Annotated in this window: 22 protein-coding genes; 15 read left to right on the top strand and 7 right to left on the bottom strand. The window is 32.0% G+C overall.

Annotation, left to right across the window (positions count from 1 at the left end):
- Positions 1-183: 183 nt before the first annotated feature.
- The 7 genes from SLH52_RS23480 to SLH52_RS22905 all read left to right on the top strand — a co-directional run bounded on the left by SLH52_RS23480 (position 184) and on the right by SLH52_RS22905 (position 4,227).
- On the top strand, positions 184-240 hold the full coding sequence (locus SLH52_RS23480; protein WP_413785580.1) for a hypothetical protein: 57 nt from the start codon (positions 184-186) through the stop codon (positions 238-240).
- Positions 241-476: 236 nt separating this feature from the next.
- Positions 477-1,184 (top strand): response regulator transcription factor, encoded by a 708-nt coding sequence (locus SLH52_RS22930; protein WP_320211523.1) that lies wholly within the window; start codon positions 477-479, stop codon positions 1,182-1,184.
- The gene (locus SLH52_RS22925) at positions 1,168-2,535 is read left to right on the top strand and encodes a sensor histidine kinase (protein WP_320211522.1); all 1,368 of its coding nucleotides are present in this window, start codon (positions 1,168-1,170) and stop codon (positions 2,533-2,535) included. Before SLH52_RS22930 ends, SLH52_RS22925 begins: the two co-directional genes overlap by 17 nt.
- A 103-nt stretch (positions 2,536-2,638) precedes the next feature.
- The gene (locus SLH52_RS22920; protein ID WP_320211521.1) at positions 2,639-2,800 is read left to right on the top strand and encodes a hypothetical protein; all 162 of its coding nucleotides are present in this window, start codon (positions 2,639-2,641) and stop codon (positions 2,798-2,800) included.
- A gap of 614 nt (positions 2,801-3,414) precedes the next feature.
- Complete coding sequence (locus SLH52_RS22915; protein ID WP_320211520.1) at positions 3,415-3,603, top strand: SHOCT domain-containing protein; 189 nt, start codon at positions 3,415-3,417, stop codon at positions 3,601-3,603.
- An 88-nt stretch (positions 3,604-3,691) separates the two neighbouring features.
- Entirely contained in the window at positions 3,692-3,880 is a 189-nt protein-coding gene (locus SLH52_RS22910) for a hypothetical protein (protein ID WP_320211519.1), read from the top strand.
- 29 nt (positions 3,881-3,909) lie between these two features.
- A complete protein-coding gene (locus SLH52_RS22905) occupies positions 3,910-4,227 on the top strand; it encodes a hypothetical protein (RefSeq protein WP_320211518.1) in 318 nt (105 codons plus the stop codon).
- A 770-nt stretch (positions 4,228-4,997) separates the two neighbouring features.
- Here SLH52_RS22905 and SLH52_RS22900 read toward each other — a convergent pair.
- Positions 4,998-5,327 carry a YolD-like family protein gene (locus SLH52_RS22900; RefSeq protein WP_320211517.1) on the bottom strand — a complete coding sequence of 110 codons (330 nt, stop codon included), beginning with the start codon at positions 5,325-5,327 and terminating at the stop codon, positions 4,998-5,000.
- Between the two features lie 679 nt (positions 5,328-6,006).
- Positions 6,007-6,267 carry a hypothetical protein gene (locus SLH52_RS22895; protein ID WP_320211516.1) on the bottom strand — a complete coding sequence of 87 codons (261 nt, stop codon included), beginning with the start codon at positions 6,265-6,267 and terminating at the stop codon, positions 6,007-6,009.
- A 577-nt stretch (positions 6,268-6,844) separates the two neighbouring features.
- On the opposite strand from SLH52_RS22895, the gene SLH52_RS22890 reads away from it, so the two are divergent.
- The 5 genes from SLH52_RS22890 to SLH52_RS22870 all read left to right on the top strand — a co-directional run bounded on the left by SLH52_RS22890 (position 6,845) and on the right by SLH52_RS22870 (position 10,657).
- Entirely contained in the window at positions 6,845-7,273 is a 429-nt protein-coding gene (locus SLH52_RS22890) for a hypothetical protein (protein ID WP_320211515.1), read from the top strand.
- A 421-nt stretch (positions 7,274-7,694) separates the two neighbouring features.
- The gene (locus SLH52_RS22885; RefSeq protein ID WP_320211514.1) at positions 7,695-7,817 is read left to right on the top strand and encodes a hypothetical protein; all 123 of its coding nucleotides are present in this window, start codon (positions 7,695-7,697) and stop codon (positions 7,815-7,817) included.
- 854 nt (positions 7,818-8,671) lie between these two features.
- A complete protein-coding gene (locus SLH52_RS22880; RefSeq protein ID WP_320211513.1) occupies positions 8,672-8,959 on the top strand; it encodes a hypothetical protein in 288 nt (95 codons plus the stop codon).
- 219 nt (positions 8,960-9,178) lie between these two features.
- Positions 9,179-9,379, top strand: coding sequence for a hypothetical protein (locus tag SLH52_RS22875; protein WP_214484527.1), 201 nt, complete (start codon positions 9,179-9,181; stop codon positions 9,377-9,379).
- A 291-nt stretch (positions 9,380-9,670) separates the two neighbouring features.
- On the top strand, positions 9,671-10,657 hold the full coding sequence (locus SLH52_RS22870) for a hypothetical protein (RefSeq protein WP_320211512.1): 987 nt from the start codon (positions 9,671-9,673) through the stop codon (positions 10,655-10,657).
- A 397-nt stretch (positions 10,658-11,054) separates the two neighbouring features.
- Here SLH52_RS22870 and SLH52_RS22865 read toward each other — a convergent pair whose 3' ends face one another.
- On the bottom strand, positions 11,055-11,462 hold the full coding sequence (locus SLH52_RS22865; RefSeq protein ID WP_320211511.1) for an RDD family protein: 408 nt from the start codon (positions 11,460-11,462) through the stop codon (positions 11,055-11,057).
- Between the two features lie 491 nt (positions 11,463-11,953).
- On the opposite strand from SLH52_RS22865, the gene SLH52_RS22860 reads away from it, so the two are divergent.
- Positions 11,954-12,136: a hypothetical protein gene (locus SLH52_RS22860; protein ID WP_320211510.1), complete on the top strand. Its 183-nt coding sequence runs from the start codon at positions 11,954-11,956 to the stop codon at positions 12,134-12,136.
- A 691-nt stretch (positions 12,137-12,827) separates the two neighbouring features.
- Entirely contained in the window at positions 12,828-13,865 is a 1,038-nt protein-coding gene (locus SLH52_RS22855) for a beta-propeller fold lactonase family protein (protein ID WP_320211509.1), read from the top strand.
- Positions 13,866-14,531: 666 nt separating this feature from the next.
- Here SLH52_RS22855 and SLH52_RS22850 read toward each other — a convergent pair.
- The 4 genes from SLH52_RS22850 to SLH52_RS22835 form a co-directional block, all read right to left on the bottom strand.
- Positions 14,532-14,678 (bottom strand): DUF6019 family protein, encoded by a 147-nt coding sequence (locus SLH52_RS22850; RefSeq protein WP_320211508.1) that lies wholly within the window; start codon positions 14,676-14,678, stop codon positions 14,532-14,534.
- A gap of 123 nt (positions 14,679-14,801) precedes the next feature.
- Positions 14,802-14,975, bottom strand: coding sequence for a hypothetical protein (locus tag SLH52_RS22845; protein ID WP_320211507.1), 174 nt, complete (start codon positions 14,973-14,975; stop codon positions 14,802-14,804).
- A 200-nt stretch (positions 14,976-15,175) separates the two neighbouring features.
- Positions 15,176-15,319 carry a hypothetical protein gene (locus SLH52_RS22840; RefSeq protein WP_320211506.1) on the bottom strand — a complete coding sequence of 48 codons (144 nt, stop codon included), beginning with the start codon at positions 15,317-15,319 and terminating at the stop codon, positions 15,176-15,178.
- 495 nt (positions 15,320-15,814) lie between these two features.
- Positions 15,815-16,195 carry a hypothetical protein gene (locus tag SLH52_RS22835; protein WP_320211505.1) on the bottom strand — a complete coding sequence of 127 codons (381 nt, stop codon included), beginning with the start codon at positions 16,193-16,195 and terminating at the stop codon, positions 15,815-15,817.
- A 356-nt stretch (positions 16,196-16,551) separates the two neighbouring features.
- Here SLH52_RS22835 and SLH52_RS22830 point away from each other — a divergent pair, with 356 nt between their 5' ends.
- Complete coding sequence (locus SLH52_RS22830) at positions 16,552-16,710, top strand: aspartyl-phosphate phosphatase Spo0E family protein (RefSeq protein WP_320211504.1); 159 nt, start codon at positions 16,552-16,554, stop codon at positions 16,708-16,710.
- The last annotated feature ends 2,079 nt before the right edge of the window (positions 16,711-18,789 follow it).

The following is an 18,789-nucleotide window of genomic DNA, read 5'->3' as shown; positions in this document are numbered from 1 at the left end:
TTTACAACGAGTAAAATTTCAACGGCTTTTTCATTTCAGAGGTGGGTTTTGTCCCAGCCTCTTTTTTTATCTATATAATTACTACTGTTGCCCTTACTTAAAAATTATTCATCATGTCTTCATTATAGTTTTCTATAGTTCCACTTTCTCCATGACAGCTCTCAAACATTTCTTTTTGCTCTAGTGTTGACCATTCAGGGTGCATTTCTTGTATATAAGGCTTCATTTGTCCAAAGTTAATATTATCATTACTTTCTTCATTTGAATGTGCAAATGCATAGGATACGGTTGCCCCTAAGATGATTGTGCTACCTAACAAACTAAATATTACTTTCTTCATTGTTTCCAACTCCTTTCTTAGATAATTTCATTTTAGGTACTGAATATGGAGTTTTTATGTTCAAGTTGTGTGGAAGTTATGGAGATTATGTTTTTTCGTAAATAAGATGATAATATTCATATGAGAGGTGGATTTAATGACTAAAATTCTCGTAGTTGATGATGAACAAGTAATACTTGAAGTATTGGAAGCTTATTTTGAAAAAGAAGGATGGGAAGTATCCTTTGCTTCTAATGGTATCGAAGCATTAAAAAAAGTGAAGGAACAGAGTCCAGACATTATAGTATTAGATTTGATGTTACCTGATATTTCTGGTGAAGAAGTATGTAGGTTAATAAGAAAGGATAGCCATACTCCTATTATCATGCTTACGGCTAAATCAGCTGAAGAAGATTTGATTAATGGAATCGTGATTGGTGCCGATGACTATGTAAAAAAACCATTTAGTCCTAGAGAAGTTGTTGTAAGAGTTAAAGCATTATTAAGAAGAACACAGCAGACGACAGATGTGAAGCAAATTAGTTTTAACAATCAAAAGCTAATAATTGATCATGTGAAAAAGGAAGTAAAGCTAAATGCTAACATACTTGCTCTAACTCCAAATGAATATAAAATTTTAATTACAATGGCGAGTTATCCAGGAAGAGTATACAGTAGGGCTGATTTATTGGAAAAGATACAAGAAGATGGTTTTTACTTTGAAGGCTATGAAAGAAGTATTGATACCCATATAAAAAATTTGCGCAAGAAAATTGAAACCGATTCTCGTCACCCTGAATTTATTGTTACTGTATTCGGAATGGGATATAAGTTTGGAGGAGAAAAGGATGAAACTAACACTTAGGTCAAGGATATTAATTTATCTTTTAGTAGTCTCTTTAAGTGGTGTTTTCATTACGAGCTTTACCATCTTTTTTGGTGTTGAAACTCAATTTACTGATTATCTCAAAAGAGATAGAGAGGAACGGATAGAAGCGATAAAAAAGGAAGTACTTCAACAATATGATAAGACGGGTGAGTTAACTAACGAGCAACTAGATAATATTATACATGAGCATGCAATGACTGAAAATTTATACTATAAACTTTATGATATTAACGGTGATTTATTAATTGATACAACATCATTGCAATCAATGATGGGCATGATGAGCGGGATGCATTCATCAATTGACTCTAGTGATTATAGATCAGCTTCATACCAATTAACAAAAGGTAATATACCAATCGGGAATCTAACAGTTTTCTACCCGGAAAAATTAATGGGTGAGGATTTTATCTTTTTGAAATCAATAAAAAGAAATATTATCCTTGCATTATTAGTTACTGTTGTGCTATCAATCCTATTTAGTTTATTATTTTCAAATCGTTTAACACTAGGGTTTAAGAAGTTGAAAAATGCAATTATTGAATTGCGCAATCACCAATGGCGAACACGAATGCCTATTCAAGAATTGACATATGAAATGAAGCCTTTAGGAGAGTCTTTTAACCAGCTTGCAGAATCTTTAGCGAAAGAGGAATTACTAAGAAGACAATTTACAGCTAATTTTGCACATGAGCTTAGAACACCACTAGCAACGTTAAGAAGTCATATTGAAGCATTTCAAGATGGTGTATGGGAGCCTGACTTAAAGAGGTTAGAGCAATGTCATGAGGAACTTATGAGGTTAGTTCGTCTAGTCAATGAATTAGAAACATTAATAGCGGCGGAAAATCCACAAATTAGATTAGATAAAACAAAGATCGAGATTGAAAAACTCTTATTTTTTATAAAAAATCAATTCAGTCCATTATTTATGAAAAAAGGAGTGGATTTAAAAATTGAATCGCCTGAAGAACCATTATGGTTTACAGGAGATCGTGATAAAATCATTCAAATCTTAACTAATGTAGTGAACAATGCCCTACAATATACACCACAAGGAAAAACAGTTTCTATTCATATAGAAGTAAATCTTGATCAAATTGCTTTCATAATTAAAGATGAAGGAGAAGGAATAAGTGAGGTTGACCTTCCATTCTTATTTGAAAGGTTCTATCGAGGTGATAAATCTCGTGATCGGAAAACGGGAGGAGTGGGAATTGGGTTATCAATTGTCAAGGCGCTAGTAGATGCACACCAAGGAGATATTAAAATTACAAGTCAATTAAACGTTGGGACAACTGTAGAAATACAGTTCCCAACAAAGTAAGGTCAATATCGTCAAGTTTACTCCTTTTGTCTATAGTGGCTCTGAATTTTTAATTTTTTAAGTAACAAAATTTACTCCAATATATTTCTAGGAGAGAATCGATATGAAGACTGAAACGATTAAGAGAGTTATATTCGGGATATACGATTCCATAGATAGGATGATAAAGGAGAGTTGGAGGGAAGGTTTACTCAAAAATGTAAAAGGAAACGTTCTAGAAGAAGCTAAATACTCTTTCTCTACCATATCAATTAACGCTAGATGAAATGGATGCGCTACAGATGGATTTTTCTGACAGTGCTTTTAATTATGTTATAGCAACTTGTGTATATTGCTCTATAACTGATCCTGTAAAAGGACTAAAAAATGGGCAGAGTCTGTAATGTGGATGGGGAAATTATCCTGTTGAAACATGTAAGAAGTGAGAATGAAATAGTAGGAAAGATGATGGATATAAACCGAAAAACTTTGGATAATATAAATTTACAGGATTGTTAGAAAGTTAATAACAACACCTGAAAATAAATTTTAGAGTTGAAAGTTTTCAGAAATCATTTTTTAATCATTAAGGTCCAGTAAGTTTAAAAACTAGTATTAAATATGTGTACTAATATAGAAATAGGAGATTAAGTCAACTGACTTAATTTTTTTTGTTTTTATTCGTGCTCCTTTCATTTTTGTTAATAGTAATTAAACCTACATAACTTCCACATAAGTTGCTCATAAGATCTTTACAAGTTTTGCTTATAATAAGAGCAAGTAAAGAAAACAATTTCATATTTTACACAAAAAACAAGGAGGCAATTAGATGTTTCACTATACTGTTAATACAGAAAAATCAATAAGTCAAATACTCAAAGATATGGAGGAGGATCATTCATGATGATATTGGGTTTTTTAATCATTGGCTATCTTATATATTTAGTAATTAATAATCAATATCCGGTTGCCAAAAAAAGAAATCCGTCAGCAACAAGTTCTAATGCAATAGAAATTGCCAAGTCTAGACTTGCAGCAGGTGAAATTACCTATGAAGAATTTGAACAAATCAAGAAAAAGATTCTATAAGTGAGGAATGAGTTTGCATTAATAATAGCAGGTCAATTACTTTTAACCTGCAAAAGTTCGAAAATATAATTATTGGAGGAATGATACTATGTTTTTATTACTTATTTTGGCTATTAGTTTTTATCTGTATAAAACTGGTGAACTACAAAAGCTTTTAAGCAATATACCATCAAAAAGAGCCAACAGCACTAACGGTCTTAAAGATGTAGTCGATTATAGATATGCATCAGGTCAAATTTCTACAGAAGAATATCAAAAATTAATAGAATTATTATAAACTATACAAATTGGAAAGGAGAAACGAATATGATGAATGGTGGACAAATGGGATCCTTTGGAGGTAGTAATGGAGGGTTTTATGGATATAATGGAATGACATCAGGGTTCAACCAGTTTGATATGATGTTTAATAGTTCTTTTATGACAATTATTGTGGTGAGTCTTATCACAGTAGTTTTACTTCTAATATTTAAAAATCAAAAGAAACAACAAACAACCGCTTCACCTTATAATCAACAGGATGCAACAGCCATTGATGCAGAAGAGGTTGCAAAGTTGCGTTATGCTCGAGGTGAGATTACACATGAGGAACTCCAAACTATTTTACAAACTATTAAGCTGTAAAGCGGTGAGATCGGGTGTTAAACCTAGTACTATCTATTATAATATTTTACTATCTTTAGAAAACGAGTGATTTAATCTAATTAATAACAATGGCCAAAAACATAATTTTGGATTTGCTAACTGTTATTAAAACAGGGAAACAAAATCATAGAAGTCAATAATCCATTAGATGTATTAAAACTACGTTATGTTCAAGGGGAAATTGATAAAGGAGAATATGAACAAATATTAAAGTACTTATAAGCAAGGTAAAAAAGCCGTCTGAAATTGATCGGCGGCTTTTTTTATAGTTTTTTTGATACAAATGTGTTGAATAGTTATAAATTCCCGATCAATTCTTAGCCAATTTCTATAGTGAACTATAACTGCTGTTTTTGAAATCCAAAGCTCGTTCCAATCTTATCCTAAACAATATTGATAGGGAGTTGCAGCTGGTGTTGGAATTACGTTTACTATTTGTATTTCTAAAAATATAATATCAAATTACATTTTAGCACCAAATCAAACTGTTTTAATCTAATTATGAAAGGCTCTTTTCGTAAACTGTGCTGCTAATGTTATACAAAAAAGTGATTTGACATGTTATTCATTGTTGTACAGAAGAAAAGGTGCTACAAGCTCTAGTTGTGTACGTGTTTAGCTCTTATTACGAAAAGAAACAATTAATGCGAAAACAGTCATTTAAAAAGAACATCCTTACTCAAAATAAAATGTACCCTTATAGTTAGATTTTTTTTGAATATACTCTGTTAGGTACATCATGATGATTGTTATATTATTTGTACATTTATAATGTTTTCAAATTTAATTATATGTATTTCATCAAATTTATCGGTTACTCTAATATGCCTATGGAATTGATCTATAAAATGAATATATCCCATACATGGCTTAAAAGCCCCGTTCTCAAAATATGTCACAGTCACTTCTTGTGTAAACTCCATAGCTTCTAGGACGGTACTATTAATTTCCTCTATCTCATGCTCATCTAAAACAGGCTTTCGCACCTTATAATAATCAGCCTTTGCTTCTTTCATTATCTTCATATGTTCAGGTTGTATAAATGCGGGCATCCATTTCATAATTCCTCGATCTTTCAAACGTATCACCTCTATACTTATTATATACGAAAATATGTTCGTGTAGTAAAGAAATAAGTTATAAAAAATCTAGTTATCTGCCCTCACAAATGATTGGGAATAACTTATTTTGTACTCGGATAGGAATTTCCAACTTAATTACTCGTATTCATATGAGTAGGAGGGTGAAAATTTTACATTTATCTTTTTCCGGCAGAAGACTCTCACCTCAAGGAATGAGAAGGGCGAAGCCCAATGAGTAGATGTGAGATGAATGTCGGTTGGCGTCAGCCAAAACTATTGGTAGAATATACTTGTACAGATTGCTCTTTGAAAACTGAAGATATGAGGTTGTTGTAGGAATTCGTCTGCAACGTAAAATCTTCAACGTTCCATCGCCCACGCTCGCCGAAGTTGCGAAAACCAAGCTAAAGTAGGGAGCGTGTGAGTAAACGTACAAGCTTTGCTTTCAGGCTAGGGACTACCCGTAGAGCCTGCTAAATAACTTGCGGTTACGCTATAGTGTTCGTAGGAATCTCCCACTTCAAGCGAAGCTAAGTGGTGAGTAGTTCAACTATTATATAGTTCGATAAAGAAATGTAAATTTTGTCTCAAATCAAGATAAAAATGTTAGACAAAATGAAAGAATACCCGAATTTGAGTACTCTTTCAATAGTAAAGAATAGCGATAGATATATATTTACTTAACCCAAGGTGGTTTAGGTTTAGGATCTTCTTCTTTACAGTCGCAGAATACTAAAGTGAATAAACTAAGAAATCTGCAATTTGCATCGTCTGTTGCATCACTAATCTCAAGCATTCTCTCAAATTGCTTAGCAATATCAACGTCGGTTAAACTATTAATGGCACCTTCAACTTTATCCGCAATATCATAATCCGTTTTACAAGAATCACAGAATGCTAAAGTGAACAAACTTAAAAAAGTACAATTATGAGCCATAATTTTTCATCCTCTCAATATATTAATATAAATATCAAATTTATAGTATGTCTCATTAAGCTCTTATGTGTAGATAATAGTACATAATATAAGAAATGTATTTATACCTATGAGGCAGAACGATAACTGAAGTGTGAAAACAAGAATAATTATGTTTGAGATTCTTTGGGCACAAAAGTTAAAATAACAATTACCTAAAATTAAAAAAGTTCACAATAAATCCAAAAATACAAAACTATATATTTACAATTATGTGATAAATTAGATCGTGGTTGTACATAACCATATTTCTTTTTTTCATTTTTCTAATCCCTAGAATTATCTAGGGATTTTTTTGAGTAACCAACATATTGGATGTTGTGTTTTATTAAATTTCATGTGTGAAAGGTGGGTTAAATAGTTTTTATATACCTCAATTTCTATACTACATTGTTACAGATAAAATAACGGTGATCGCTGTACGTTGCAGTTTACTTGTTGACGTCAGTTCACCTAAGAATTTTTACGTACCCGTCTAATCAAAAATATATAACTTTGCATACAATACTCCAAACAAATTATGAAAAGAGGTTCTTTTATGGGTGCCTATGTTTCAAAATCCTCCTGTTGCGGAAGTACTAAGACGGTCAGTACGGAAAAGATAGCTTGCTGCGATTGTCCGATGGAAATTGATTCACGAAATGGTAACATAAACCTTACTTGTGGTCAATCTATGCCGATCTTTGGTGGGAACTTTAGAGGTCTATTGTCTGGAGAAATTTCTATAGGAGAGGATTCTGCCTGTGGCCTTAGTGTTACTATCACGACAAACGGTGTAGATGTTGTACTAGATATTCCTCTTCCAAATGATCCAGATAGTACCAATACTCTAGGTATTGCATATACAAATGTTACTAATGTCACAGTAACCTGCATGAGTGATGGGGGAGGAGATTGTTTAGGTATCTATTCTTATAAACTCATCGATAGATGTATAAGTCCGTCGCTGCCTAGCACTAATCCGTAGTTTCAACTTAACAAATCACCCTCAGACGAAATATTCTTCAAGGGCGATCGTTTGTATTTCGATAAGACGTTATAAATAACTTACTGATAAGATATTTGCTCTTAAACAGAGTAATTCGGGGTATTTTCTTAATTTCCTTCGCGTCTGTATTGGCTTTTTCTATAGATGAAGTTAAACCGCTGACATTGACTAAAGGTAATTTCACCCAGCTTATAACATTAGATTTATTTACTCGAAACACTAGCAAAGTTTTTTCGTTGTTAAATGTAACTAATATAGAGGTGAATATTAAGACTGGTGAGAATCTGGATGTAAATGTAACTTGTGATGGAATTAAAAAGGGGCAGTATAGGTTAGGGGAGTACAGTTGAAAACGTAACGCAATGCGACTGTCTTTGTCATGGCTTAGAGCTTAGATAGTATGTCAAATAATATGGTGGAAGTATACCACGTTAGAGCAGTTGGATTTCATGGAGAGGTCGTATTAATTAAAAATCAAGACAATCCAACAGGAGAGGGAGAAGTAGCTGTTAGTTTTACTTGAAACGGTATAATACAGCCTATAACTTTAGCTTTAAGAGGCATGGAAACGAATGCTCAAAAATTGTTTTTATTTTTAATTTGATAAAATAGAAATAATGGTTGTGGCTGGAAAAAATCTAATTGTAGAGATAGAATGTGATGAAAAGACAGAGCCATGTAGTTAAGTTTGGCACGATGTACATGGCGTGTGGTATCCAGAGAAACAACAGTATTTAAAAAAGAAGTGCGTACAAATAATATGATGTAGGAGAAATAATGATTAATGAGTCTATTAGTTCCAGTTATTCAGTAATGAAAAATTGGAACTTTGTTATTTTACATAATAATAAAATATTTACTTTGCGGTATAAAGCTACCCCCCTTCGTCCCTCTTAACTCTTAGACAGGAGAGAAAATAAGCCTAAGCTCTTGAAATCGCCTATAAGCTCATAAAAAAAGGTAGGTTGGGCAGTTACAACATTATCTCCAACAGGTAAAGTAGTGATCAAGCTATGAGTTTTCACATCAATCACAGTTGTCGTCATATTCGAATACGTCTGTTACATAATTATTACTATAAAGATATGACAAGAGTAGCTTAGCTGATACTACATTACTTACTTAAGATATTAGGAATAATTGGAAAGTAAGCTCTAATGCCGAGGTGTTAATTTCTTTTATTTGGTCATTTTTGTATAATTTGTTATTTTTTTCAGTTACATTTGAGTAACTGATGTGTATTAAATTTTATATAGTCTTTAGAAAAAAATACCGGTGTCTAGCTCGAATTACGAAAAGCAACAATTAATGCGAGAGCAGCTTTTTATGATGTTTCTTTTTGATTTGTTAGTTAACACGATGATAAGGAGAGAGGATATGAAGAAGTTAATGAACTTGTATGGTTTTTTGCTTTTTACTTTATCCCTTACATTGTTGGGTTTGCTTCTTTTAATGAATAGTGCTAATTATGGTTCAGTTACAGCAAGTAAATACTTGAGAGAGAAAATGGGAGGAAGTATGAATACTGAAGAATTCATAATCATTAAAGAAGGATACTTATATTCTTATATTACACTAGGTGGAGTAATGTTTTTCGTGGGGCTCTTATTTTCTTGTCTATGTTTATATAAAATTTTTGATAAAGATAACAAAAGTCACCAATAGACAGCACTATCTTAATAACGTTTTTTATTTAGGCTCTTTTCGAAAAATCTGTTGCTTTTGTTACTAAAAAAGATTTAGTACCATCAAGGTTTAAAAATAAACGAAAACTCTGCTTTTGTAGTTTTGATTGCAGTTTTTTTTGTTTTCGTAAACAAGTATCCAAGCTATTTTTTTATACATGAATACTATGAAATTATCAAACTAAGAGGAGGTGAGTTAATGTCTGTTGAATTAGGACAACCAACTATTGAAATTGTAACGGATGTAACACAAGCAGATGTCGGGGTAGGATTAACTGAAACAGCGATTACGGGGTTTATTGACATTGAGAAAGTAATTATAATAGGTGATCGAGTTGTCATAATAGAAAAGAAATTGCCATTTTCGTATTCAATTATTACCGGGGTTTTAGAAGGGTAAATGAAAATTATCAAATCGAGACTAGGGTTGGAAACAGCCCTAGTTTAATCTAACTGAATCACTTGAATACTAAGGTCTTATAGTAGTCTATTTTCAAGAAAATATGCAAACTCTTTTTACTTATTGGTAGAGCAGGAGTAAGGGAAATAAGTTGTAAACGGGTATTAACAAATCACACCTTATTAAATTTTGAAAATACAAAAAATTAAAATAATTTGTGGTTAATGCAGAGTGTTCTATGATACGATTGAGTAGTTTAATAGTAAAAATATATAGAAGGGATATGGTAGAGTGAAAAAAATTATTTTTTTATTAATCGTCCTATTACCTTTCATTATTACACTAAACTACCAAGTACATGCTTCGGAGAATTCTAGTGAGCTGTATTATGACATAACAACAGGGGCTTTTCCTAGCATAGAACCTGAGGGGTTTAACGATTTTGTTAATCAATATTTCATAGCAACTCATACTCCACATCATAATGGGTATGACAAAATCTATAGCACGACTGAATCACAGATAATCGAAGGGAAATTTCAATATGGAGATATAAGAAAAGACCTTGAAGGAGAATGGGTTTCAATTTATTTATGGTCATTTGCTGAGGACGATGCTATTTGGAAAAAGATAGGTAGGGAAAAAACGAATTTAGATGGTCGAATATTTTATAATATCCCTGAAGATCAAAAGCTAGATAAGGGATTGCATCTAGTTAGATTGCATGTTGAAGGTGATGCAACCTTTACAAATATGTTTATTAAAGTCATTGACCAAAATGAAAAATTTGTTGTTTTTGATATTGACGGTACGTTGACAACTGATGACCTTGAGTCTGTAAAAGAGTATGCTGATGAATATTTTTCAGAGGAATACCGGGCAGAAATGTATGAAGGTGCTAATGAGGTTGTAGATTTTTATGTTGAACAAGGATACAATATTATCTACTTAACTGCTAGACCATATTGGTTATCAAGCGTTTCGCAAAAATGGCTGATTGATAATGACTTTCCGTTTGGATTGCTACATACGTACCCGGAAGGATCTTTTTCTGATGACGCAGCAGGCTATAAAAAAGACTATTTACTAAGTGTGCTTGATAGAGAAGGGATTATAGACTTTGCTTATGGAAATGCTTTAACAGATATAGAAGCATATTTAAATGTTGGCTTAAGCAAAGAACAAGTGTTTATTATCGGAGAGAATGCTGGTGTGGAAGGAATTACACCTGTTAATCATTATCCAGATCACTTAATGATACTTAGAAATCTCCAATAGATCTGATAGAGCAAATATTCAGGATTATTTGCTCTAACTGTCATGCCTAGAGAACTTATGAAAATCATACTTGGACAAATATACTACTTAGTTAAACTCTCATTTTTATGATGTGTCCCTAAAAAAATGATGCAATTCCCTCATTGACATTGTTCCATCATATTAACAACAAAGAGGCTACTACGGAAAAAATACAAACAACCCGCTACTTTCGATTAATTGTTATGGAATTTACTCACAAATGATAATTATTAGTTATCATATCATCAAAGTTTTGCTAATCCTTTGTTTATCTTAATCTTTTTTGCGGGAAAGCTTATTGAATATTGGACCAGGTAAAGCTGACCCTCGGTGGGTTTTTCGGAGTGAGGGTACAAGTTCATGTACCCGGGGATTCTTATACTCTTTCTTGCTTATCTTTAGTCACATATGTACCCGCGATAAAGTCATGAAGAGAACGACAATCTTTACGAATTAACACCATTAAAATGCTGATTAGTAAACCAATTCCTATTGTTAAAACATATATATATTGTGCAATGAATGTACGAATGAACATGGTGAAATAAGTAACATCAGCACCATTCTTTTTAATAATTCTAATACCAGATAGTCTTTTTCCAACAGTGAAACCGCGCCAAAGCACCGGAGCTAAAAATATATATAGGACGTAGATAAAATCAATATGTAATATGTCTATCCCAATAAAATAATGACTGAAAATTGCAAGTGGCAAGTATACGCATATAATATCTAATATTAAAGCACCTAAACGCTGAAAAAATCCTGCTGGATGATGTAACATCATAAGCACACCTCGATCCTACATCATTATATACCGTATATAGGGTGCATACTAGACAAATAGGATTGGTAAATATTACGTCATATAAAGCTCTTTTTTATATGGCTATAGTCTAGTAGTAATGACTACCATGGCAAATGTTAGTCACTATTATATTTATTTAAAACGCTCTAATCCACCTTTTCAAAATGAAGAGGGCTTTTTTATTTCAACACCATTCAATAATATTAATATATTCATATAAATGTCTAGCAACAAGCGGATAAATGAGCAAAATATGTCATTTTTTCCTTAAATCGTTTCATAAGAAAAAAACACGTGAATGACTCTTTTGCTAGAATGAAATGAGAAATACCTTACTAGCTAGGGACTTATCTATCAGATTTATGTAAAGCGTCACTCAACGAATAGCGTTTTCCTACTATTTGAATGTGAGAAGGGAGAGGAAAGATATTAGGGATGTCAAACAATATGAAAAAATATCAGGTGAATTGTTTAAAGCGTTAGGTTATGTAGACGAATTGTTCATTAACACAGCTAATAAATCTATAGATGAAATAAAAGAAGCAGAGTATATTTTGAATAGAATCCAACAAGACTTATCTCTTATGAAGTTAACTATTAATAGAAGAAAAAAGACATCTAAGCAAAGTAGAATTGCAAAAATGAGGTGAACAAGTTGAGTAATAACAATAAGAAACCAGAGCTAAAAGGATGGATTTTTTGGATCATTGCTTTAACTCTTGTAGTCGTCATTACTGGATCATTAAAATAGGTAAACAAGACCCTTTGCGTAAATTTTGTTGTTTTTTACTTGCATTTGAGTTACTGATCATAGTTTGTAGAGAAGGAAAAATGCCACGAACGTTCGTTTTATACGTGTTTAGTTCTTATTATCCATAGCAACAATTAATGCGAAACAGCCTATCATAAAAAGGAAACAAGGCTTTAATTTTTTTTCAAAAAATCTCATTCAATCCTCGTAGTTTATCATTGATCATCTAATGGTTCAAATTCGAACATATATACATTTTTATTACCCTTAAAAAAATATCCCTCGTTCAAAATAAGTAACAGTCACTACATTAATAGACCACGTGGCTCAATTTTTCTCTTAAATTTCTTATACACTAATAATATTTTAGCTGTTTTCTATATTTACAAGACTTTTTTTATTTGCAGTTGTTGACATGTTTTTTGATATAAAAAGTTGCCGTTATTTTGTTGGTCATTGAAGAAAATAGTTAAAAAAAGATTAGTAGAAAGGGGCGGACTATTCATTTAATACATTTCTCTTTATCGTAAATTCATTTTTAAAGCTGTCGAGCATACACTGAACTATAACAACTAAAGGAGGTCGGTACAATGGTACTGGCTTATGTAGCAAATGGAGATGGCACCGTGTCGGCTATCGATACTAAGAAGAATTCCGTGATCGCTACAATATTTGTTGGAAATCGACCAAATAATATAGCAATCACTCCTGACAGCAAATTTGCTTATGTTCTGAAAGACGATAGAAATTTTATGGGCACTATATCTGTAATAGATATCAAAACACATTCAATCATTGCTACAATACCGATAAATAATAATGCTAATTCCCAAAATAATATCGTCTTTACTCCCAGTGGTAAATTAGCGTATGTCACGAACCTTGGCTCACGTAACGTATCAGTTATTGACACTAAGACGCACTCGGTCATTGCTACTGTTGCTGTCGAATTAGGGCCAAGAAGTATTGCTATTTCACCTGATGGTAAGTTGGTCTTTGTTTCTACATCTCGGAGTGTGTTAGTTATTGATACAAAGACTCACAATGTGATTGCTACTGTACCTGTTGGAGATTTTCCGAGGGTTATAGCTATCGTACCGGGTGGGAAACTACTCTATGCTTCAAATAATTCTTCAGGAAATATTTCCGTCATAGATACGAATACTCACTCGGTCATTGCTACTGTGACTGTTGAGAATATGCCAAGCGATATCGTATTTACACCAAATGGGAAAATGGCATATTTAATAAATGGAAACCAAAATGCCATAGGTTCAGTATCTGTAATCGATGTTAAAACTCATTCTGTAATCGCTACAATTCCAGTAGGGAACACCGCAGACCTACCAAATGATATTGCTATAACACCAGAAGGGAAATTAGTGTACGTAACTACTTTTTTCGGAGACGCAGTAACAGTTATTGATACAAAAGTCCAATCAATCATTGCGACAGTTCAAGTAGGTCGTTTTCCAGTAGATGTGACCTTCACACCCGACGGAAAACTAGCATATGTTGCGAATAACCTCGGTGCTACAGTAACAGTAATTGATGTAAAAACGCATTCTGTAATCTCAACTGTTAGCGTTGGTACTAATCCTCAAGCAATAGCAATTACTCCACAATGAGCGCCAGCAAATATGCTGGCTTTTCTGTAATTATGATAAAATTTTTTGTTGGTATTGTTAAGAGTAAAAATAAAGATTAGCTTAGGTTGAGTTTCATATCTCTAATAGCCATATTTACTTTAAATCCTTTAATCAACCAGTTAATAATGCATATTTGGTAATCTTTTATCTTTCCGATGGACAGGTGGATTTATTAATTCAATTTTCTATTGGTATGGGCTTTAGTCGGGCTAATTATGTATATTTACGCTGATTATAAAGAGTAAGTGATGAATTTCCATTACTCTTACTGAATAAAAATTTAGTAATTAACGTTAAAGTACATTTCGTTATAAATTGTCCTGAACAATTAGGAACAACTCCTACACTTGCGAGGTAGAACCAATTATAGCCTTTCCGGAAGAATGTTCAGAAGCTTACCAAAATGCAGCGCCAAGCATCCTAAATAGATAGTATGTTACCAAGTCTCTTCAAAACATATTCATTAATTACCCATATATTAATTATATACATATAGGAGTAGGGGAGGGTTCATAGAATCTAATGTTCAAAAATAAGTCAAGTTGTTTAAGATAATAAGCTAATGAAATTCACAGCTGTGATAGTCATGTATATGTTTGATTTAGGATAGGGTATTTGAAGAAGTTTCACATTTACGAGAAAGGGTTATTTCGACTTGTGCTTTTTTTTAATATCATGTCTAACCAATTTACTCGTCATGGATTCATCGATGCCATTTTTAACTGCACGTTTTATTATTTCATATAAGGCGATTAAGAGGATAGGGATAGAAAATAACAACAAAAACTCCAACAGATTCACTCCTAACAAAAAGTAATTATTTACTAGGTTAAAAACAATTTGTGCAAAGTATAATATGCAACATGATTTCTAACTAAAAGTGCCTCTATTGTTTATGTATAGGTGTTAAAATAGTTAAGCCTTATCTCGTTCTTCTAGTAATTTTTCTATCATTTTCTTTGTCATAGATTTATCAACTCCATTTTTAACAGCTCTTGTAATAACCCAATACATTGCGAGTAGATTGACAACCCAAAACATAAGAAAAAAAGTAATAAATATAAAATCAATTGAATAACCAAAATCCAATTATATCACCCCTTTTTTATTGTTTTACCTCTTAAGTTATAACATTATTTATACATGTTTAAAGGAGTGAAAAGGTTGCCTCGAAAATCAGTGCTCACAAAGGGATTATAGTGATTAAAAACGAAGGCACCCTGGTCAGTGCATATTTATATTGAGCGTCTCACCATTATTAAAACGAAGATTTTCTTTATTACAAGTTATTAACCCTTTACATTTGGGGCATGTGACTGTAGTACCAATTTAATAGCAAAATCATAAGTTCTTCTATCATAAATTTTTACTGGTGAAGGAAACCAATATATACATTCTTGGCAATGGATTTCAAGTGAATTTATATCAGTCATGTATACACCTCCTTGTATTATTTATTCTATTCTTTACAATAAATACCTTTTTATTTAAAAAGATGTATGAATACACATGATAAATCATGTTTGTAGGAGGATGTTTAGATGAATAAGAAGATAGCCATTATTAACAAAGAGGCCTAGCTTATCACTAGGCCTACTTTAAGAGGTCATATTTATATCAGCGAATTTTAAGTTATAAAAAAAGATATTGCTATTAGCTAAGCTGCAAATCTTTTCGTAAATTTAGTTACTATTTTCACCAAATTTATATTATTAGAAATGGATTTAGACCTTAGACATCATTTTACAGAAGAAGGACAGATGCCATAAACTCTAGTTGTGTAATTGATTTTTTTCTAATTAGAAAAAAACTATTAATATGAAAACAGCCTTGCATAAAAATATATTAATGATCCCACATATGTTTAAATCGGCATCGTATCAACAAAAAGTTATTATAGGAAGTAGGTTACGTAAAAAAGGGAACTTTTAAGCATCTAAAACTGTATACACGGCAGTGGAAGAAAATAACGGTTTAAATGTGATGTTTTCAGCAATTTGAGTTTCAATTGTATAAATACCTACTTTTTTAAAAGTTATAAGAAGAAATCCACATGATAATTCATCATTAATGGTAGAGTTAAAAATTATTGTTCCGTTTTCATCAAAGTTCAGAGGGAAAAATTGTCCACTTTCAGAATCATATGAAAAAGTCTCTATGTCCTTTCCTTGATTGGGGTCTGCTAATGTAGAAAATACTGTCACCTCACTAGGGACTTGATCAGAAGTTGCTTGAAAGCAAGAAAAAAAGCCTTGTTGCTCATCAACAATAAGTGTGTTATTTAAGGTTGTATAAAAGCTTATAGACATATTCTGTACACCTCCTTGATTCAAGGATAATTATAGTTTATTCACTATAAACGATAATTGGTTGTATATTAATACTATGTGAAATGTTTGTTTTACATTTATGTATGATAAGTAGTTTAGCGGATCTTTATAATAAGGAAAGTAGAAAAGTGCTCTTTGAAATTTTTTTACAAAATATATTAAACGTATAGACTAAAGCTTAATCCCCTGACCCACGAATTAAATGTGTGCAATATCCCTCAAGTAGTGTTAATTGACCTAAGTGACTCATATCACTATTCTGAATCTTTTTCTACTTTACACTACTCTTATAGTGTTAAGTAGAAAAGTAGATAGGGTATGAAGGAGTCTGTTTAATGACTAACTTACTACAAATGATTGAAAACAAAAGAGAAGAAATGAAAGAAATAGCTGAAAGAGAGGGACTTACAAGTGAGAAGGTAATTCGATGTAGTCAAGAATTAGATAAGCTATTGAATGATTACCAAATATCATTGGCAGTGACTAAGGACTAACATAATTGTTAGTTTCGGATTCAACTTAACTAGTACATTTGTTAAAAACATCTCCTTTTTTGCACGTTTTCTTTTGTCATATATTTTTATTTCCATATACAAACTAAGTAATTTATCCAAGCATTGTATTTTTTACTGAATAAAAGATTTTGAGACATTCTTTTATTTGAGAACTATTATTTTCTAATAGGGTGTGTCAATTGACATGATGTAGGGGGAGAATAAATGGCTAAAAATAATTCTCCAGTTTTTCTTTCTACCCAAGAAGAAAAACCTCCTTAGACGGAACTAGGGTAGAGTTACTAAGATTAAGAATACCAGAACATTTGTATGGAAGGCAGGCGAAACTTGATTGATTCTTTCAGTCAAATTTCTTTGTGGTTGGTATGAATGATAATATCGAGCCCGTAATATTACCTTACAAATTTTAAATCGGTTATTAAGGTTGTATCAGCTGATGCTAACTACTCTCATGCCTCTTCCATATTATTAGACACTGTGAGTGGTGTACAGCAGCCTGTTCAATTCGATGTAGAGCATAACACCAATCCAAACTTTACTGTACCTTGACCTTTGTTTATCAGGAGACCTTTTTGTTTATGGCCATCTGTCGTTAAACTCAAGGGGGTGGCTGGAGAATTTGTTAATACTAGATCAATGAATTGTGGATTTAACAAAACAAGCACTCATATATTGAGTGCTTGTAATATAAAGGAGGTGAATTCAAGATAGATGATTATAAAATGTAAATACCAGCTGTAATACTTATTTTGTGTATTCTGTTAAAAAATATGCATTGATTAACAATAGATTTTTTTATTATAAAATTTTTTCATACGATCTTATTGAATGGATCAATTGTCACAGTTAGATTAATTGTCATGAAACTTCTTGTTAGTAATATTTACTTATTTTGGAAAAGTTCTATTGTGATGCTCTAAAATGCCCTATATAATGAGACTGATTAATATAAAGATGACTATAATTCGCTTAGTCAGGATATTTTAATTTGGAGGTGTGGCTGTTGAAAAAACTAATGACACTTGTTATGGTATTCGGTTTATTAGCACCTTTCAGTGCTGGTAATGTCGAAGCATCAGGTAATTGCGGTGGGAAAACAGAAAACCCATGTGATGTTCATTAAAGGTTGTTTATGTGTTGCTTTTCAATCAAAGAAATAACTACGTATAAACCAAATATTCGTGGCATCTTATCTTAAATGAGGTCAATTTCATAAGATTTTTTTTGCTGTTCTAACTCAGTCTCAATTGTAACTAAATTTATGAAAAGAACCTTATTAAAAGCATGCTTAGCAACAAGAATATGATCATACTAAGTACATTAGGAAATTATTGCTGATTTGATCAAAGCTATTTTTATTTTTTTGTCTGGCCCACACCAAAAATGATAGGGAAACATAATTTAAAATGGATGGGATTGCTTCACTTCACATTAGCCCCTACTTTTGAAGCAGGGGCTTTTTTTATATTGTATTAAGAATCAATGATCATGCTATACAACCATCAGGTATAGCCTTACATGTTTGGATTTTAATGATAACAGAGCTTTACTGAAATACGTGTGTTGTTTCCTATTTTACTTAAAATAACAACTTTTCATTAATATTATCATGTACATATCAAAACAAACTGTTTGAAGATTATATAGCCTATATTTCCTAACTCTTCATATAGTAATCAAATTTTTTAGATGAATTTACACCTATACAGCCCTGCTAGAGCCTAAACAACTGTAAAATACTAGTATTATAACTTGGTTTGGTTGTATTAATTATTTTACGAAATAACATTAAGACAGATTTCATTTATATTCTTACTTACGCATTGTATCTTCAACGAAATGTGAAAAGTGTAAGGGGCAGTAATATTTTTGTGGTAAACAGACAAGTTTTTAGATTAAAACGTGTTGCATATCACTTTAATAATTTGAACAAAAAAATAGCGCCGCATTCCCCTTCAAAATCTATTTGATTTAGTGGGGGTTAGTCGCTAAGGTCTTCATTCACCTTGTTCTTCAATGTATTTTTTTATTATGTCAATGGTAGCTCCTCCTGTAGTT

The sequence above is a fragment of the Cytobacillus sp. IB215665 genome, from assembly GCF_033963835.1.
Classification (GTDB): Bacteria; Bacillota; Bacilli; order Bacillales; family SM2101; genus Nanhaiella.
The sequence above is the reverse complement of the archived record's forward strand: the minus strand, read 5'-3'. Positions and strand labels throughout refer to the sequence as shown.